Source organism: Patiriisocius marinus, assembly GCF_008974325.1.
In the GTDB taxonomy this organism is placed as follows: Bacteria; Bacteroidota; Bacteroidia; order Flavobacteriales; family Flavobacteriaceae; genus Patiriisocius; species Patiriisocius marinus.
Window position 1 is genome coordinate 414,725 of the sequence record NZ_BKCG01000001.1, and the last position, 19,549, is coordinate 434,273.

Genomic DNA, 19,549 nt, shown 5'->3' on the forward strand with positions numbered 1-19,549 from the left:
AGTTACCCCCAATTTATAAAAGCCGACTTACATAACTTGTTTACATTCAGTGATACCTTTAGCTTTATCCTAAACTTTAAAATAAACAGTTATGAAAAAAATAATTTTAGGACTCGCAATTGCTGTTTTGGGCACAACTACTATTAATGCTCAATATTGGGACAAGCAATTTTCAAGTGATTTATTAATGCTTGACGAATACATTAAACGAAATGAAAAAGGTATTTCATTTGATGATACGAACACATACATAGGGACCCCTTATAATAATTCAGAATACCTTAATGGAAACGTTTATAAAAACAATACACTACTGGCTACAAATGTTGCTTTGAGATACAATTGCATTGCCGATGAAATGGAAATAAAAGAAAACCTTTCTGCTTCAAAAGATGATGCTAGAGTACTCACTAAAAGCGAAGATATTTATGTGAAAATCGCTGGCGACATATTTGTTTTTGTACCATATCAAGGTGGAGTTGAAAATGGAGGATATTTTGAGGTTCTTTTTGAAGGAAACCAAATACAGCTTTACAAAAAACACGTCAAAAAATTCACTAAAGAACGTAAAGCGACATCTACCCTTACCTCTGGCTCGAAAGCGAAATTTGAAGATAGACCTGAGTATTATATTGTAACACGTTCTGGAAAATTTTATGCTCTACCAGAATCTAACAAAAGAAAACTTAAAGTGTTTGGAATTAATAAAGACCTAATTAAAGACTTTGTAGATCAAAACGCTTTAGACTTAAGTGAAGAGCAAGATTTAATTAAGGTTATTAATTTTTACGACAAAGCCGATATTGCTAACCAGTAATAAAGTCTTTTAAATAATAAGGTTCAAAATAAGCGACATCTTCTATGTCGCTTATTTTATATTTTGCTTCAGCTAAAATGGCCATTTCATTTGCAGAAGGCAACGCATTTAAAACAAAACTAGCATTAGGATGTAAACAAACCTCTTTAAATTTAGCTGCACCATCTCCAATAAATGTTACATTCCCTTTTTCTAGAGTGTCATTGAATGAAGTTTCATCAATAATTTTAGCCTCAGTATCAGTTACTTGTTTTCGAGCAGTATCGAAAGTTGCAGTATACACTTCCATTCGCCTGGCATCTAGCATTGGAATGACTGTAACTGCATCATTTACTTGGGCTGCAAGCGATGTTAATGTTGGAATTGAAATTAGCGGTATATCTAAAGCATAACACAAGCCCTTAGCTGCACTAACGCCAATTCTTAGACCAGTATAAGACCCTGGACCCTTACTAATGGCTATAGCATCTAATTGGTGTTTGGATATTTCGGCTTTGCCTAAAACCTCATCAATGTAGGTATGTAGTTTTTCAGCGTGTGAAAACTTTTTCCCACCTTCGTTTAGAGGGTTATCTTCTGTTAACGCAATAACGCTTCCATTAATTGAAAGCGCTACTGAGCAATTTGTTGTTGCTGTTTCAATACAAAGTATTGTTGCCATTATTCTTCTTCTTTAGTATCGTCTTTAATATCGATTAAATCATCACACTTTAACAATTTTGTTACTGTGTTATAAGGACCTGTAATAACTTCTTCTCCTTCTTCTAGCCCTGATAATACTTCAATATTACTATCATCTTGGATTCCCGTTTTAATCACTCTAAGTTTTGCTTTATCTCCGCTTTTTACAAAGACAGCTTCAAACTTTTCTTCTTTAGCAGATTTAATTTTATCTCCACTAACTTTCTTTTTAGTACACGTCGTGTCTGTTTTAATTACCACAGAGCTAATGGGTATTCCCACAACTTTATCACGTTTGTTTGTAATAATATCTACTGTTGCTGTCATCCCTGGTCTAAATGGAGAATAGCTTTCTGGTTTTCCTTCGGTTAAATCAGCGTACGATTCAGGAAGAATACGAACTTTTACTTTAAAGTTAGTTACCTGATCTGCAGATAAAGCAGTTTGAGCACTATTAGCAATTTCAGTTACGATTCCTTTAAATTGTTTTTTTAGGTATGCATCAACTTCAACAATTGTTTCATCGCCTACTGCAACTTTTACAATATCGTTTTCATTGACATCAACTTCAACCTCCATATTGGATAAATCTGAAACACGTACAATTTCTGTTCCTGCCATTTGAGCTGTACCAACCACACGTTCTCCTAGCTCCACTGCAAGACGTGATATTGTTCCTGACATTGGCGCATAGATTGCTGTTCTTGATAAGTTGTCTCGTGATTGTTTAACACTCGCTGCTGCGCTCTGCACACTGTAGTAAACAGATTTAACATTAGCTTGAGCTCCTTCGTAATCTGCCGTAGATCTATCCCACTCACTTTTAGAAATTACGCCCTTATCAAATAAGGTTTTATTACGCAAGTATTCAGATTTTGCATTACGCTCATTAGCTTCGGCTTGTGCTAATTGTGCACGAACATTTTGAAGTCCGGCTTGACTTTGACTAACTGCAGCTTGGCTTAAATCTGGATTGATTTTAACTAACAGTTGCCCTTTCTCAACTTGTTGACCTTCTTTTATAGGAAGCTCGATAATTTCACCAGAAACTTCAGATGAAAGAGCTACATCTACTTCGGGTTGTATTTTTCCAGTTGCTGCAACTGTTTCAACGATATCGATAGGTACAATTTTAGCTATACTAACTTCCTTACCGCGCTTGTTATCACCTAGCATTCCTGCCTTTTTAGCGGCAATTAATGCCACAACCAGAACAAGTACTATCCCTAAGATCCAAAAGAGTGTTTTTTTCTTCATATTAAAATTTTAACTCAGTTGCTGGAATTCCAAAATACAATTCCAACACTTTTATTTTAAAAATATAATCATATTTACTTCTATTTACCTCAATACGCGCATTATCATAACGCAATTTAGACTGACTAAAATCGAATGCATTAGTACGACCTACATCATATCTATCCTTAGCATATTGATACGCTAATTCCTGAGATTCTAATGAACGCTCAGCAGCTTCGTATGCTTTCCCCGCACCTTGAGCATCTACAAATGCTTGGTAAACATTTGACTCAAGATCTAATTTCGCTTGTTCTAGTTGAAATTTGCTTCGCTCAAGATTGATTTGACTTCTTTTAATTGCACCTTTAGTTTGAAACCCATTTAGAATAGGAATACTTAGTTGAAGTCCATAAGAAATACCGTCGTTTAAATATAATTGGTCAACAAATGAATCTGGTTGAACCAAACGGTTTATAGTATTTGGAAACTCCCCTATAACTGTCTGACCAGTTTCCTGAACTGTTCCAATAGGCTGTATACTTACAGGATTATCAGGATCTAAATCTTGTGTAAAAGATGTTGCATCAGTATAACGTGTATTATAGCCAAAAAATGCAGATAAAGTAGGCCAAATAGCACCTCTAGCTATTTGTAGATCCTTTTCTGCAATATCAACAGTTGATTGTGCTATTTTAACTTCAGATCTAGACTCTTCTGCAGAATTTATAACATCATCTACTGTTTTCAATAACATCTCAGTTCCTGAAATTGCATACCCTTCATCTACAACATCAAAAGATTCATAATCTTTAATTAATAACAATTGTGCTAAACTTATAAGTGAAATTCTAACAGCATTTTCTGCTACTGCTATACGTTGCTTTTCACTAGCATCTTGCGCTTGAATTTCTAATAGATCACCACGAGGTAACATTCCAGATTCTACAAGACTATTTGTACGGTCTAATTGTTCTAAAGTTACTAAATTTTGAGAGTTAACAACTTCAAGATTTGCTTTATTAAGAAGTACTTGTAAATAACCATTCGCTACAAACAATGATACATCATCTTTCATTTTATCTAGCCTGTATTGGCTTGCTAATTGCGAAAGTTCTGCTCGCTGCACTGTTCGGAAATTTCTCAAACCGTCAAACAAAGTATATCCAACATTAATACTCCCAGAAGCTGAAAGAAATGTTGTTGTTTGTGCATTATTAGTTACAGGATTAAAACTTAAACCTGTATTTTCAGACAGTCCTGCTGATGCATTTAACGACGGAAGAAAAGCCCCTACCGCAGTCATCTTATCAACATCTGTTGCTTGTAAGTCTAATTCACTTTGTTTTATTGAAATATTATTTTCTAAAGCGTACGCTACACATTCCTGTAGTGTCCATTTCTTTTGAGCATTAGCTGAAATGCCAATGGCGAAAATTCCTAAAAGGAGTACTAACTTTTTCATAATTTGATTGTAGTTGCTATGTAAGTCTTTCAAGTATTGAAAGTGTTACACTTTTATGTTAAAATTTGATTAATAACCTGGTCCACCTGGACCTGCCGGCTTTAATTGGTTCCATACTTTGACTTTATCGTCCTTAGTAATTCCACTTTTTATTTCTACAAATAATCCGTCACTAACTCCTAGCTCAACATCTTTTCTTTCAAATTCCTGATCTCCTGTAGCAATTTCAACGTAAGGTTTTTTTGTTTCTGTATCATATTGAACAAGCGCTTCTTTTAATGCTAATACATCAGTTGCCTTAGCTAAAATAATGGACGCATTAGCACTTAAACCTGCTCTAATAAAAGTAGTGTCTTTTTTAGCTAATGTACCTTTAATTTCAAACTGAATAGCGCCATTTTCACTTATTCCCTTAGGAGCGATATAATCTAATACTGCATCAAACTTCTTATTCTCAATGGCACCAACAGTAATTTCTAACGGAAGATTTTCAGAAATTTTTCCAACTTCACTTTCATCCACTTTACCTTCAAATATCATTTTATCAACATCAGCTAATGTTGCGATTGTTGTACCGTCATTAAAGTTATTAGATTCAATAACCTGATTCCCTGTTTTTACAGGAACATCTAACACCATTCCACCAACAGTCGCTCTAATTTCAGTATTTGCTGAGGCACCTAACCCTCTAGCAGTTCCAGTTTTTACTATTGAATACGTTTGTTGCGCTCCACCTAAGTTTACTTTTTCTTGATTATAGCGTTGTTGTGCTTGGTCATAACTTAATTGTGCTTGATCAAACTCGTTTGCCGAAATTACTCCTTTATCAAATAATTCCTTTTGGCGATTATAAATACTCTTTTGGCTTTCAAAAGCAAGACGACTGGTTTCAACTTGAGTTTTAGCACTATTAATATTATTCTGAGCACTGCTTAATGAGTTCACATTAGGCACCACTTTTACTTTTGCAATAAGATCACCACTTTTAATTACATCTCCAGCAACCACAAATATTTCGTCTATAATTCCTGAAATATTAGGTTTAATAAGCACTTCTTCTTTAGGCACAATACTTCCTGTAGCTACTGTTTTCTTAACAATAGTTTTAGTAGAAGCTTGCTCAGTTTCATACACTATAGGGTCTGTTTTATCTTTAGAATAGATATACCAAATCCCAGCGCTAAACGCGATAAGAATTACTATTAGAGTGATAATGGTTCCTGTTCTTTTCATAATTGGTTTTCCACAACGTGTATGGAAATGGTTTAGTTAAACTTAATTTTTAGCCGAAATTTTCAATTCATTAAAATTTCCGCAGTACTTTATATATTATTCTGTTTTCAAAGCGTCAACGGGTTTCATTTGAGTTGCCCTAACTGCAGGTATTAATCCAGCAGAGATACCCGAAATAATCAGTATTATTAACGCGATTACTACTACAAAAATGTTTACTGATGGGTTTGCAAAATTATCTACGGGACCACTTTGCGAGAGGGCATAATTCATTAGCCAAATTACTCCTGCTCCTGCTGCTATACCTGTCATTCCACTAATAATCGTTAATGTCAATGATTCTTGAATTATTTGTCCACGTATATTCCAAGGACTAGCACCTAATGCACGGCGAACGCCTATTTCATTAGTTCGCTCTTTTACCGAAATAAGGAGAATATTAATAATCCCCACCATTCCAGATGCAAGGATTAAACCTCCCACAAAAAATCCTACAAATTTCAATATATCGAATAGTCCAGTTACTCTACCAAATGCTTCGGAACGGTCAAAATTACCTATCGCTCTTTCATCTGTTGGGTCAATAGTTCGTTGCTCTCGCATAATTTCGAGAATACGTGGCTTCAACTCAGTAATACTTGTACCATCGTGTGCAGTAATGGCAAACCAACCTACGTTATCTCCTCTATTAAATACTTGATTGAATGTTGTAAACGGTACATAAATAGTATTAGCTTCTTCCTCTGCGTTACCTCCACTACTACTTGGAGAGAGAAAAGTTCCAATCACCATAAAATTTACGCCGTTAATTTTTATATAGTCACCAATTGGATCTTCTCCTACATCAAATAAACTAGAAACTACACCGTCGCCTATAACTACGCCTTTTCGTTTTTCGTTAATATCTGAATAGTTAATAAAACGACCTGCAGTTATATCCATAGGCTGCTGCTCGATATATTCTGGGTAATCACCACTCACTGTAAATGCACCTGTTTTTTCATTTCTAGTTACATTGTTAGCTCCATTATAACCCCCTAATTGTCCTTTAGGTGATACAAATTTTAATTGTGGAAGTTTATCTTTTAATACAGCAGCGTCTTCTAGTTTAAACTGTACTCTGCGACCTTTAGGAAGCCCTTTATATGGTTTTGAAGTACCTTGTCCCCACATAAACATAGAGTTTGTAGCAAAGTCTCCAAAATCTTTACTTACTCCATTTCGCAATCCAGTTGTTAATGCAAGTAAAACAACTAAAATAAATATACCCCAAAACACTCCAAAAGCGGTTAGAAACGTTCTAAACGGATTTGCATTAAACACCTCAATAATCTCTATCCAGCGATCTTTTTTAAACATATTAGTCGTCTCTTAGTGCATCAATAGGTTTTATTCTTGCAGCACGTCTAGCCGGAATATATCCCGCTAACGCTCCAGCTGCTATTAAAATAAAAACTGTTGTTATTGCTGTATTGAAATCTACTTGTGGCGATTTTATGAAATCGTTATCCACCATAGGGCTTATTAACTGTAATAACCCTACTCCTAAAAACAAACCTATAAATCCTGCAACGGCAGTGATGAATATTGCTTCTTGTAATATTAATGCGATAATTGATGATGGTAGTGCACCTATCGCCTTTCTTACTCCAATTTCTTTAGTGCGTTCTTTTACAATAATGAGCATAATATTACTCACTCCTACAACACCTGCAATAATTGTAAATATTCCAATAAACCAAAATACATTTCTAATCACAGCAATTAAACTATATATTTTTTTAGCTTCTTCTAAAGTATTATCGACTCTAACAGCACTCCGATCTTCTGGGTGAACTGAGTATTTTGCTTTAATGTCTTGCTCCATACTTTCTGAAAGTGCTGCAGATAACGCTACTGCCTCATCAAAATCATCACTCATTTTCACGGTATATGCTAAAGAACGAACTCTATCTCCTCCGTTAAAAGCAATTTGGGAAGTTGGCAATGGAACAAATACACGCCCTTCTTCACGATCTCCACCTGGATCTGAGTATACTCCAACCACTTTAAAATTAACTCCAAAAATGGAGATTATTTCCCCAATAGGATCTTTGCCTTTAAAGAGATCTTTTTTAATAATATTTCCAATAATAGCAACCTTTCGAGTTTCATCCATATCGTCTTGGCTTAAAAAACGACCATCTACTAAGGTGGCATTTTCAATCCATTGTTGATCAGGGTTCGCTCCTTCTAATCTGTAATTTCCTGTTTCACCATTATACGTTACTTGACTTCCCCACATATTGTAAATAGCGGTTTTATATTCAAGCTCATTATCGTATTTATTGTTAATCTCTGTAAAATCTGAATTTCGCAGCTGTATATATCTTCCCGGGTTTAATCCTTTGTAACTTTTTGTTGTAGTTCTTGTTCTAACCGAAACTCTATTTGTAGCATCGCGTTCAAATTGTGATTTCACTCCCTTTTGAATTCCGCTACTAAAACCTAAAAGAATTACTAAAATAAAAATACCGGACGCAACAGATAGCCCCGTTAGGAAAGTACGGAGTTTATTTTTACCTATGGTTTCAAATATTTCTTGCCAGCGTTCAATATCAAACATGTGCAGCGGCTTTACGTTGTGCTTCGTCAGCGCGAACTTGTGTTACTATTGAATCGTCTATAATTAATCCATCTTTAAGATTAACTATTCGCTTAGTCATATGTGCAATATCATCCTCATGAGTAACCAACAAGATTGTTTTTCCCTCATCATTAATTTTCTGAATGAGTTCCATAACTTCATATGAGGTTTTGGTATCCAATGCTCCTGTAGGCTCATCTGCTAAAAGTACTTTTGGATCGCTTGCAAGTGCTCGTGCAATTGCAACACGCTGCTTTTGACCACCAGAAAGTTGGTTTGGCAAGTGTGTTGCCCATTGAGATAAACCAACTTTTTCAAGATAGTGCATTGCTTTTTCAGTACGCTCAGCACGTTTTACTCCTTGATAATAAAGTGGCAAAGCAACATTGTCTAATGCTGTTTTGTAATTAATGAGGTTAAAGGATTGAAAGATGAAACCTAGAAATTGATTTCGGTATTTAGCGGCTACTTTTTCATTAAGATTACGTATTGGTTTTCCATCAAGAAAATATGTTCCTTCATCTGCTTCGTCAAGCATTCCAAGAATATTTAAAAAAGTAGATTTCCCAGAACCTGAGGACCCCATAATAGAAACCATCTCTCCTTCTTTAACCGAAAAATTAATGCCTTTTAAAACGTGCAATGAATTGGCACCTGTTTGATACGATTTATGTAATTCGTTTATTTCTATCATTGGTCTTCTTTATTATTACAAAGTAACAGCCTTAATAGCTGTTAGAATGTGAAAATATTGTTAAGACTTAGACGGGGTTGGTTAGTAAAAGTCTTATTAATAAGACTTTTGAGTTGGAAACTTGTTACAAGTAGGGTTCTTAATGTTATGTTAAATAAATGCAATAGAAGTTATTGAGCAGAAAAATTTAGGGTGTTGTCAAATATGATTGGATTAATACATTCCAAAAGAAGGAGACAACTATTTAATTACTTAGTTTTTTCTTATCCTTTTTTCTACTGCTGTATACCATATATCCAATTGCACCCACTAATAAATAAGGAAATACCATTAAATACATAATTCCATTATTTACTCCTTTAGCAGTAGCTCCTCCATCTTCACTTTCAAGCACAGCACGGCACATAGCACATTGAGCGTCTGCTGGTATTGTTACCAACAGAATTAATATTAATATTAAAGCACTTTTTTTCAAAACGTAAAATTTCAGAATTAATAATACGGAGAGATCATTACATATACAATAACCCCTGTTACAGCAACATACAACCATATTGGGAATGTGATGCGAGCTATCTTTCTATGTGCTGGAAAATTTCCGCTGATTGCACGAACATAAGTTACTAGCACAAATGGAATTACCGTAATTGATAAAACAATATGGGTAAATAGAATAAAATAATATACATATTTTATCGCTCCTTCACCACCAAAAGGTGTAGAGTCTGATGTCATATGATATACAACATACAACACTAAAAAAAGCACAGACAAACTAATGGCTGTCTTCATTAACGTTTCGTGTAAAGTACGATTACCCTTTTTAATCATAACTACCGCCATAATTAACAGAAAGGCAGTAAGTGCGTTTATGCTAGCGTAAATAGGGGGTAAAAAGCCCATTCTATCAACTCCAGGTATTCTTATTGTGAATAAAACTGCAACCGCGACTGGTATAACGATTGATAAAATCCAAATCCATTTGTTGTATTTAGTTGTAACGTCTGTACTCATAATTATAGCAATTTTTTAATATCCTCGATTAACATTTGAACACCTTTATCCTCTAGACCATTGTAATAAATTAAAGGATTTCCGTGTTTATCTTTTCTTGAACGAACATTTCCTTCTGCATCAATAAGAGCAAATAGTCCTGAATGCTCAAAACCATCTGCTTCATTTTCTGCCTTTGCGGCATAAAGATTAAAACCTTCATTTGAAAGCTTTAAAACAGCTTGCTTATCACCTGTTAAAAAATTCCAATTTGGGTGTGACACTTCATAACCATCTGCATATTCTTTTAATACTTCAACAGTATCATATTCTGGATCGATACTAATAGAAGCAATTCCGAAATTTGAATTGTCTAAAAATTGTTCTTCAACTTTAAGCATGTTCGTGTTCATAATAGGGCAAATACTTGGGCAAGTAGAAAAGAAAAACTCCACAACATAAACTTTGCCTTTATAAAAGTTGTTTGTAATAGTTTCCCCATTTTGATTTATAAAACTAAAGTTTGGGACTTGCTGAAGAGTTTCAAGCGTAGTCGACTCATTACTTAAAGAATTAGCCTCCTTATCAAGATTGATAATTTCTAATTCCTCGTTAGATAAAAGAGTAGATTTATCGCTTTCTGAAGTTCTAACGTTTTCTTTCTCTACGGCGTCAGTTGCTGCTGTTCCAATAACTGAACCACTACGACTATCATCAACTACAGTTCCATTTTTAATTCTATCGTGTATTCTTGGAATAAAGATGACAGCAAAAATTAAAATTACTGCTGCTAGGCCTATATATTTAGTTTTCATAGTAGCTAGTTAATTATATTTCTCTTTTATTATATTTTTTTAATGCCCTGCGGTACTCAGCTAATACTACTTTAACATCATCACTCATACGATTATTGATGTCACCTATATCAGCACTGTTATATCCATAAACTAAACCATCGGCCACATCTTCATCATCATTACGACCTCTTAAATTGAGTTCTTTGTCAATTATAAAAACATATGAACTAGTCATACCACCGTCTAATGTATAACCACTTTTCAATGAATCGAAAACTGATTGTATTGCTTCAGTAGAACCGAAAGCAAATTTCCAACTTGTTGTTGGTGCAATTTCACCAATCTTGTTCGTCAATATTTTAGCTTGGTTTCTTGTGTTTTCAGGTAGAAGAATTACAAACTGAAACTCTGAGAATTCATGATTCTTTTTATAAATTTTATGAGCAAGGTTATAAGTAAGTGCTTTGGTTTGTAAAGGATCATTTCCGAAGAAACCAAGAATTGTTATTCTGTCTTTAAGCTGGACTGGATTTCCTTCTAAATCTACAAAACCACCTAACTCTTCAACTCCGTTTACAAGTACAGGTAATTTCCCAAAATTATTTACTCCTGTTGCAAAGAACATATAAATTACAATTGGCAAGAGAAATAAAAAACCTAAAACGAACTTTTTTTTCATAAAGAGAGTTGTTACAAATCTTATTTTAAACGAATAGTATTAGCGATTACACTTAAACTTATTGCTATAGAATACAAATTATTATATCCGTTTAAAATCGTTACAAAAATACGTTACAATAAAAGGATTGCCAAGTTGTGGAAAAGGTTTGTTTCGTTAAAATTTGAGCAAAAAAAATCCCACTGAAAACAGTGGGATTTAATATATGTTATTTAAAGTGATTTTTAGAAATCAAACTTGATAAAGTTATTTTTGTAAACTTCATAAATGTAATCACCTTCTAATAATAATATTAAAACAAGGTAACAAATCAAGAAAATTGCAGTCCAAACTACCATTCTTCTAAGTCCTTTAGCTTCGTCACGCATGTGCATAAAGTCCCAAGTAATATAGTAAGCTTTTACAAGAGTAAGAACTATAAATATTAGATTAAGAGGCTTCATATATATGAATGGTGACAAAAAGATATTTGCAAGTGTTGCAAAGAAACCACCTTCAAAAGAAGACATAAAAGGAGCCATTAACCATTCTGGTTTAATGATACCAAATACTACTTCAATAATTGTAATAACTGATAAGAAAACAAATACACCCCAGATTTTCTGCTCATTCGATTTGAATTTAAGCTTACCTCTAAAGATTGCTAAGTTGTGTTCGTGATGTGCCATTTATAAAAACTTATAATTTTATACTTGAACTATTTAAATGAAATAGTTGCCTTTTAATTTTATTAAACCAGGTAGAAAAAGGTAAATACGAATACCCATACTAAATCGACAAAGTGCCAGTATAGACCTACTTTTTCAACCATTTCATAACTTTTTCTTTTCTCGTATGTTCCAATAACTACGTTGAAGAAAATAATGATATTGATTACAATTCCTGAGAATACGTGGAATCCGTGGAATCCAGTGATAAAGAAAAAGAAATCAGCAAATAATGGATGACCGTATTCATTATGCCTCAAGTTTGCACCTTCAACAACCAGTTTACCGTCATTCTTCAATTTTGCAATTGATGCCTCTCTAGATAATACTGTAGGATGACCATGTTCATCTAAGTATTGTGTACGTATCAACAGGTTATCATTTGCTAAGAAACCAGCTGTAACTTCTTCGTAAGAATATGTAGTAGCAGTCTCGCCACCCATATACCAAATACCGTTACTATCAACGTGTGCCTCATCTGAAGGTACAGGGATATCTGTTGCAAAACTGCTTATAGCAACACGATTACCATCTGTATCTAAAAATTGTAAAATTTTACCACCTTTAGTCTCAACAGCTCCGTACTCTCCTTTAATAAACGTACCCCACTCCCAAGCTTGTGATCCTACGAAAATGATTCCACCAATAATGGTCAAAAACATATACGTAGCAACTTTGCTCTTTTGTAGTTTGTGTCCTGCATCTACCGCAAGTACCATTGTTACAGACGAGAATATTAATACAAACGTCATAAACGCCACATAAAACATAGGCGCTGGTACTCCGTGTAAAAACGGAAAGTGAGTAAATACTTCATCTGCAATAGGCCATGCATCTACAAACTTGAATCTTGAAAAACCGTAAGCGGCCAAGAATCCAGAAAATGTTAATGCATCTGAAACGATGAAAAACCACATCATCATTTTACCATAACTTGCTCTAAGTGGTTGGTTTCCACCTTCCCAAGTTTTGCCTTGGGTTTCTGTTGTTGCAACAGTAGCTTCCATAGAAAGTAATAGGTTTTAAATAGGGTTCAAAAATACAGTTTATTTTTTTATATCTCTAAGGATGATTGCGCATTTTATGCCTAATATGGCACGCTTACACCACAATTTTATATTTCTTAGTTTTAATTATCGCACAAAATACATAAAGAAAAACAAGTAAATCCATAAGATATCAACGAAATGCCAAAAGGTTACGGCTAGTTCCACACCTAATGTTTTTCCTTTTATATACTTCAATTTGTAATGATTATAAATAACCACAACAACCGAAATTAATGCTATAAAAATATGCGCTAAGTGCATTAACACCACTAAATATATAAATGATGTTGTAATACTGCTTTCACTACCTGTGAAAAAATAGCCATTATCAATAATTTGTGAAAAACCTAAAAATTGTAAATACACAAATGTAATTCCAAGTACCAATGTACTAATCAAAAGAACCATTCCTTGATTATTGGCTTCTTTTTTAATAGCAGCTTTAGCTAAATGAAACGTAACACTGCTAAGGGCTATTACAAATAAGCTAATAAAAAATGCTTGTGGCACTTCAAAATCAGTTAGCCAATCCTCACGCTCCTTACTAATAATGTAAGCACTTGTTAATCCAGCAAAACTCATACTCAAACTTATCATCCCAAAAAGCAACATATTCTTTTTTGCTCTTCTAATGTTTTTCTGCTGTTCGTTTATCGTGTAATTCATAATTCAATCAATATTTTTTTTTAGCCGAAATCGTATGGCTCATAGCATTTCGGCTAAAGTTATCTTATAAACTTATCTGCAACATAAATAATTTGTAAAAGTGTAATATAACTCACACTCACTAACATTAATTGTTTCGCAGCTTTATCTGTTTTCAATTTGTATAACCTGACTGCGTAATACACTAACCAAATTCCAATACCACCAATTAATACTGCAGAAAAAGGGGTCAAATACAACCTACCAGTAACTCCAAAAGCAGGTACGAGCGACGCTAAAACTGTCCATATTGAATACAATATTACTTGTACAGCTGTCCCTTTATCGCGACGACCATTAGGCAACATTGCAAAACCACCTTTTTGGTAATCTTTAAATAAGAACCAACCAATTGCCCAAAAATGAGGGAATTGCCAGAAAAATTGAATCATAAACAACGTCCCAGGCTCAATACCAAAATCATTGGTTGCAGCAACCCACCCTAACATAAATGGAATAGCTCCCGGAAAAGCACCAACAAATACAGAAAGTGGGGTTTTAGTTTTTAAAGGCGTGTACAAAAACACATACATAAATATAGAAATCGCACCAAACATTGCCGTTTGCGGATTAATAGTATAAAGTGTACCAATTCCAATAACAGTTAGCACAACCGCTGTAATCATTGCACTTGTAACTCCCATTCTCCCAGCAGGAATAGGTCTATCCTTTGTGCGATCCATTAACTTATCAAGGTCTTTCTCCATGACCTGGTTGTACACATTAGATGCTCCAACCATACAGTAACCACCTACACATAGCAACAGCAACACCATAAAATCTATGGTTTCAGCTCCAAGCAGATATCCTGCAATCGATGAAAACACTACACTTACAGATAAACGAATCTTAGTAATTTCGGTGAAATTTTTTACCAATGAAGGCGACGAAGTATGTGCTTGAGTAGATGCCAAATGCTATTAAAAATAGTGTGTTATTTCAGGCTGCAAAGATACAGTACAACGGTATATTATAACAAACTTAATGACGTTAAAGTAACTTTACTCAATTCAGTTAATTATAATGGTTATTAGGTTTCAATAATACAAAACAACTCTAGATATCGGTTTACACATTAAAAATCATAGTACCAATTAAACAAATCGGTTCTAACTCCAAAGTTTACCCAAGTAGTACTTTCATCAAAAAAGTTAGTTTGCTGCACTTCTGTATCAAGTTTGCGGTAAATAAGGCTGGCATATACTTTTAAATTGGTTGTAGGATTAATTACATATCCACCCTGTAACTCAGTGTGCAGAAAATTAGAAGTATTCCCTTGCCCTAATTCATTACCATCATCACCTGGACGTACATTTTCGGTTCCATAAATATCACCTCCATAAAACAAAGGATCTGTATCAGCATCAAACTCAAGACCTCGTTTTGCGTAGATTATTTTTAAATCTCCAAAAAATCGTTTATTTTGATAACGTGCTATCCCAATAAATTCTTGAAAATTAGCTCCTAAAGTATGTGCCAATGATTGGTTATTATGACCATAGTTTAGTGTTACTGTGTTATGAGAATACGTGTAAGGTCTCACACGATTATACTCTAACTGTACCATCAGATTTTTAACTTTAAAAGGCTCGTAATACTTTAACCCTAATTGAAATCCTGTTTTGTTTTTATAACTTCCATCTCCTCCCAAAACATCACTTGATGAAAACTCATCAATCACAAGTTGCCCATAGGCATTTATCTTATCAGTAAATTTATATTTAGTACTTAGACCAATAATAGCGTTTCCGCCACGCGATCCTGTAGAGAACTCAATAGCTCTATAAAAGATAACTGGATTTATGTAATTAAAATCGAACCCCCGATCATTGTCATTTTCCCATATTACACTTTCAAAAAGTCCAATATTCCATCGCTTTGTAACATTATAACTTAGATAATGATTTGCAATAAACTTAGTTCTAAAAGAACCTCCATCTTGAACTTCAGCTCGCACATCTCTTAAACTCATCCAAGTATTTGTGTATTTCAATTTCCAAAAAGTAGTGTTCAGCTTTATAAAAGGATAAGCGCTGGCATTATCACTTAACAGTAAAGATCTATAACCATCACCCAAAAAGTTTTTACCGTGTCCTAATTGTGCATTAAACCACTTACTAGGCGAATATGAAACATACCCTGTAGCAATTGGATAATCATACGAGTCTGATCTAAATTCTTTAGCAATTCCTTGCCCAGGTATAATAGCTGGATTCCCTCCTGCTGGAGCTCTAGATTCTGCTATACGATTAAAATAGCCCGCAAACCTCCCTTGACTTTCATAAACAACTGCAGCAAAACTTATATTCTTCCCTAAACCTCCTTGCATTCTTACTAAACGCGTATTATTATATGTATTGATATCGTCACCAGTATCCTTACCCACCTGCAAATCAACTCCTGGATCTAAGGTTAACCAATAGTCTTCACCTTGCAAACGAACCATGTTTTCATTCCAAAACTTTTTCCCAAACCAAGATGATTTATCAAATTTTAGCGAATCCTTTTTACTTCGGAAATTATAATAACGATTAACCTCACTAAAAATATATGGCTTTTGGGCTGTGTGGTTGTTAGTACCCACTCTATTCATTGCTGCATCAAAACGTGCATATTCTTGATGAGACAGAGGAATATTAATATTGCTTTCGTATTGAGGTTCAGAAAATGAATACTTCTTAATCGCATCATATTCATCAACAACTTGATCTTGTACTTGACTAGTTTGATTCTGTGAAATTTCCGAAGAAACAGCAACCACTCCTGTTTGAGAAGAACTATTTTTTCCAGGTTTAACTAACGGGATATCTAATGGCATTGTAAACTGAACAAAAGTTGGACTACCACCATAAGTTGCAGGCTGCACTGGATTGATTGCCTCAAACACACGTTTTGTTTCGTCTTTTAATTCTTGATATACCGCATCAACATAAAGTACTTTGAAATTACCCGAAGTATTTACCTCAAAAAAAATACTTATCATTCCGCTATATGATTCTTTTTCTACAATTTCAGGAACCTTGAAATTCTCGTAAATATGTTGCCTCAATTGACTGTAAAAACACGATTCTACCTCATCAAACGCGACAGATTCACACGCTTTAAAAACTGGAAACTTCTCAAAAGAATTAGTACTAGTTTGAGCAAAAGAAGCTATAGAGCTTAATATCAATAGTAGCGCAACAAGTTGTTTCATTTATGAATGTTTGGGCTTGAAAGATACGTTTTTAATAAAAGTATTCCAATGAAAAGCCCGCTATTGAAGTTTCAATAGCGGGCTTAAAAAACGTAATATCACTAATTATTCTACTTTAAAACTAATAGGCACTAAATAAGAAACAGCAACATTTGTATCTCCCATTCTACCTGGGGTCATTTGCGGCAACTTTTCAATTACGCGTATTCCTTCATCTTGCATCTCTTTTTGAGTAGCTCTTGCTTTCACTTCCGTCACATTTCCAGAAGCATCAATTTTAAATTGAACATAGATTTTATGAACATCTTTTTTACTCAATCCATTAAAATTATCTGTTCTAAATTTATCACTAATAAAAGCGCTAATTTTAGACGACATACAAGCTTTCTTTTCTTCATTAGTTCCTAAAGATTCACACCCTGGAAACACTGGGACAAACTCTACTTGATTAATGTTTCTTGGAGCATTAGTATCAATAGTAGGTTTCGCCGGCTCTGTCACAATTGCAGGTTTTGCAATAGGGGGGTCTACATTTGTAGCTATAGAAGTATCTTCAACATCTGGTGTAGTATCTGGTACTAGCTCAAAATCCTTCGAGAGCACACGTGTTGGAAGTCGTTTAACTACAGGCTCTACTTTAGCGATAACTTTTTTAACTTCAACCTGTGGCTTTTCAATGGTAAAATCCATAATTGGAATTTCAAAGAAGGGATCATCGGTATTCGCTTTTTCTTCAACTCTACCATAGCCAATCTTTACTTGCATCATAAAGATCACCGCTAATAATGATAAAATTAATCCTATTTGAAAAAATAATGTACCCGTAGATTTACGGTTTACACTTTTTTTATCTTCCCTTTTACTAGTCATTTTTGGATGGCTGCTAGTTACATTGTTATTTGATGGTTTCATAATGTATTGTATTAAGGGTTCGTAATACGTTAACATTATCAATGTCTATGCCAATTATTCACATTAATACAATCAAAAGCTTAAGATAAATTTAATACAGAAGCAAAAAAGGTGGTTAATTAATAACTTACAATGGTTTTAGTTGAAATAAAAGCAAAAAAAAGACCGTCTAAATTAGACGGTCTTTTTAGTAATATAAATATCAATTAGTTTTCAATCTTAAACTTAATTGGTAGAGAGTACAATACTCCTACAGATTGACCACGTTGCTTTCCTGGTGTCATTTTAGGTAACGCTTGGATAGTTTCAACTGCTTCAGTTTTTAATCTTGGGTGTGGTGCTCTTGCACGAACATTAGTAATGTTACCCGTTTTATCAATTTTAAACTGAACATATATCTGTTGAACTCCTTCAAGTCCTAAATCACTAGCAAGTTCTGTATTAAATTTCTTCTGTACGAACTTCTGAATTTTATCAGACATACATTTTTTCTTAGCATTGTTATCTCCTGCTGTTTCACAACCTGGGTAGATTGGCACATTTTCAATAACTGCGAAAGGCACATCGTCAATAATCTCTTCAACTGCCTCTTCGATTTCCTCGATTTCAACAATCTCTTCAGTTTGATTTGTTTCAGTAGACTCAATTATAGTCTCTTCAATTTCTTTCTCATCCTCAACTACCTCAATAACTTCCGGCGCTGGCGGTGGCGGTGGTGGTGGCGGTGGTGGCGGTGGTGCATTCAATTCAGTAATTGGGATGTCTTCTTCAAGTTCATCTCCTACATCTAATGTGTCCATCGACAAATCTCTGTCATATGACTTCCATTCAACCGCTTGCCACGAAAGAAAAAGCATCAAAGCTAGACCTGCAGCGAAGTAGACTGCGCTCCATTGCTTTAAATCTGCTTTTGGATTTTTTTTAAGTTCCATAATTGTTCATTTATATAAGTTATAAAAATATAGAAAATCTATTGTAAACTAAAACAATACTCTCGTAAAGTTATAAAATTCTCTTCTGAAATATTCTAAATGCAATAAAGCCAGCAATTAACCCAGCTGTATTAGCTATCACATCAAAAACATCGCCTGTTCTACCAAAATCAAGATAGGTTTGCAAAAACTCAATAATTATGCCATATAAAAATATGAAAACTAGAACTTTAGCCACTAAACCATTTGAAATTTCATTTAAATTTCGTCTATAGAAATAGTAAAGCCAAAAACCAACTAGACACATATGGATACCAAAATGCACTACTTTATCCACGTTTTTTATTGATGTCTCAGTGACATCACCCGTAGGAGAAAGTAGTGCAATTGTTATAATGATAGAAAAACTAATTGCGGCTAAAAGTATATTTTTAGGCGCCAACAAGTTCTTTGTAAGCTGCATCATCCATTAAAGTTGAAACTTCATCAAGATTAGATAACTTAATTTTAATCATCCATCCATCACCATAAGGATCTGAATTGACTTTCTCTGGCTCAGACTCTAAGCTTTCGTTAAATTCAATTATCTCACCTGATAGTGGTAAAAACAAATCTGAAACCGTCTTCACTGCTTCCACAGTTCCAAAAACTTCTTCAATTTCTAATGTTTCGTCTAATGTTTCTACTTCAACATAAACGATATCACCCAATTCTCCTTGAGCAAAATCTGTAATACCAACTGTAGCTACATCGCCATCAATTAGTACCCATTCATGATCCTTCGTGTATTTTAGGTTCGCTGGAATATTCATCTTGTAATCTTATTT

21 protein-coding genes are annotated in these 19,549 nt (G+C 34.2%); 1 reads left to right on the forward strand and 20 read right to left on the reverse strand.

What is annotated here, in order from left to right:
* Positions 1-91: 91 nt before the first annotated feature.
* Positions 92-817 (forward strand): hypothetical protein, encoded by a 726-nt coding sequence (locus GBH57_RS01870; protein ID WP_151672353.1) that lies wholly within the window; start codon positions 92-94, stop codon positions 815-817.
* Here GBH57_RS01870 and tsaB read toward each other — a convergent pair.
* The 20 genes from tsaB to gcvH all read right to left on the reverse strand — a co-directional run bounded on the left by tsaB (position 807) and on the right by gcvH (position 19,534).
* Positions 807-1,478 (reverse strand): tRNA (adenosine(37)-N6)-threonylcarbamoyltransferase complex dimerization subunit type 1 TsaB, encoded by a 672-nt coding sequence (gene tsaB, locus GBH57_RS01875; protein WP_151672354.1) that lies wholly within the window; start codon positions 1,476-1,478, stop codon positions 807-809. The genes GBH57_RS01870 and tsaB overlap by 11 nt on opposite strands.
* A complete protein-coding gene (locus tag GBH57_RS01880; protein ID WP_151672355.1) occupies positions 1,478-2,755 on the reverse strand; it encodes an efflux RND transporter periplasmic adaptor subunit in 1,278 nt (425 codons plus the stop codon). The genes tsaB and GBH57_RS01880 overlap by 1 nt, the downstream gene beginning before the upstream one ends.
* Before the next feature lies 1 nt (position 2,756).
* On the reverse strand, positions 2,757-4,199 hold the full coding sequence (locus tag GBH57_RS01885) for a TolC family protein (protein WP_151672356.1): 1,443 nt from the start codon (positions 4,197-4,199) through the stop codon (positions 2,757-2,759).
* 69 nt (positions 4,200-4,268) lie between these two features.
* Positions 4,269-5,432, reverse strand: coding sequence for an efflux RND transporter periplasmic adaptor subunit (locus tag GBH57_RS01890; RefSeq protein ID WP_151672357.1), 1,164 nt, complete (start codon positions 5,430-5,432; stop codon positions 4,269-4,271).
* 96 nt (positions 5,433-5,528) lie between these two features.
* Positions 5,529-6,791, reverse strand: coding sequence for an ABC transporter permease (locus tag GBH57_RS01895; RefSeq protein ID WP_151672358.1), 1,263 nt, complete (start codon positions 6,789-6,791; stop codon positions 5,529-5,531).
* A gap of 1 nt (position 6,792) precedes the next feature.
* Entirely contained in the window at positions 6,793-8,037 is a 1,245-nt protein-coding gene (locus GBH57_RS01900; RefSeq protein ID WP_151672359.1) for an ABC transporter permease, read from the reverse strand.
* Positions 8,030-8,752, reverse strand: coding sequence for an ABC transporter ATP-binding protein (locus GBH57_RS01905; protein WP_151672360.1), 723 nt, complete (start codon positions 8,750-8,752; stop codon positions 8,030-8,032). Before GBH57_RS01905 ends, GBH57_RS01900 begins: the two co-directional genes overlap by 8 nt.
* 244 nt (positions 8,753-8,996) lie before the next feature.
* Positions 8,997-9,227, reverse strand: a complete 231-nt coding sequence (locus GBH57_RS01910; protein WP_151672361.1) for a CAMCR motif-containing small membrane protein — start codon at positions 9,225-9,227, stop codon at positions 8,997-8,999.
* Between the two features lie 17 nt (positions 9,228-9,244).
* Positions 9,245-9,766: a DUF420 domain-containing protein gene (locus GBH57_RS01915; protein WP_151672362.1), complete on the reverse strand. Its 522-nt coding sequence runs from the start codon at positions 9,764-9,766 to the stop codon at positions 9,245-9,247.
* A gap of 2 nt (positions 9,767-9,768) precedes the next feature.
* Positions 9,769-10,560 carry an SCO family protein gene (locus tag GBH57_RS01920; protein ID WP_151672363.1) on the reverse strand — a complete coding sequence of 264 codons (792 nt, stop codon included), beginning with the start codon at positions 10,558-10,560 and terminating at the stop codon, positions 9,769-9,771.
* Between the two features lie 13 nt (positions 10,561-10,573).
* Complete coding sequence (locus GBH57_RS01925; RefSeq protein ID WP_151672364.1) at positions 10,574-11,221, reverse strand: hypothetical protein; 648 nt, start codon at positions 11,219-11,221, stop codon at positions 10,574-10,576.
* A gap of 224 nt (positions 11,222-11,445) precedes the next feature.
* Positions 11,446-11,889 (reverse strand): cytochrome C oxidase subunit IV family protein, encoded by a 444-nt coding sequence (locus GBH57_RS01930; protein ID WP_151672365.1) that lies wholly within the window; start codon positions 11,887-11,889, stop codon positions 11,446-11,448.
* Positions 11,890-11,951: 62 nt separating this feature from the next.
* The gene (locus GBH57_RS01935) at positions 11,952-12,935 is read right to left on the reverse strand and encodes a cytochrome c oxidase subunit 3 (protein WP_151672366.1); all 984 of its coding nucleotides are present in this window, start codon (positions 12,933-12,935) and stop codon (positions 11,952-11,954) included.
* A gap of 126 nt (positions 12,936-13,061) precedes the next feature.
* Positions 13,062-13,643, reverse strand: coding sequence for a cytochrome c oxidase subunit 3 (locus tag GBH57_RS01940; protein ID WP_151672367.1), 582 nt, complete (start codon positions 13,641-13,643; stop codon positions 13,062-13,064).
* 59 nt (positions 13,644-13,702) lie between these two features.
* Positions 13,703-14,596: a heme o synthase gene (gene cyoE, locus GBH57_RS01945; RefSeq protein WP_151672368.1), complete on the reverse strand. Its 894-nt coding sequence runs from the start codon at positions 14,594-14,596 to the stop codon at positions 13,703-13,705.
* 161 nt (positions 14,597-14,757) lie between these two features.
* Complete coding sequence (gene remB / locus GBH57_RS01950; protein WP_151672369.1) at positions 14,758-16,878, reverse strand: gliding motility outer membrane protein RemB; 2,121 nt, start codon at positions 16,876-16,878, stop codon at positions 14,758-14,760.
* A gap of 105 nt (positions 16,879-16,983) precedes the next feature.
* Positions 16,984-17,790: an energy transducer TonB gene (locus GBH57_RS01955; protein ID WP_161596052.1), complete on the reverse strand. Its 807-nt coding sequence runs from the start codon at positions 17,788-17,790 to the stop codon at positions 16,984-16,986.
* A gap of 206 nt (positions 17,791-17,996) precedes the next feature.
* Positions 17,997-18,722 (reverse strand): energy transducer TonB, encoded by a 726-nt coding sequence (locus GBH57_RS01960; protein WP_151672371.1) that lies wholly within the window; start codon positions 18,720-18,722, stop codon positions 17,997-17,999.
* 70 nt (positions 18,723-18,792) lie between these two features.
* Positions 18,793-19,188, reverse strand: a complete 396-nt coding sequence (locus GBH57_RS01965) for a VanZ family protein (protein WP_151672372.1) — start codon at positions 19,186-19,188, stop codon at positions 18,793-18,795.
* On the reverse strand, positions 19,154-19,534 hold the full coding sequence (gcvH, locus tag GBH57_RS01970) for a glycine cleavage system protein GcvH (protein ID WP_151672373.1): 381 nt from the start codon (positions 19,532-19,534) through the stop codon (positions 19,154-19,156). The genes GBH57_RS01965 and gcvH overlap by 35 nt, the downstream gene beginning before the upstream one ends.
* Positions 19,535-19,549 lie beyond the last annotated feature (15 nt).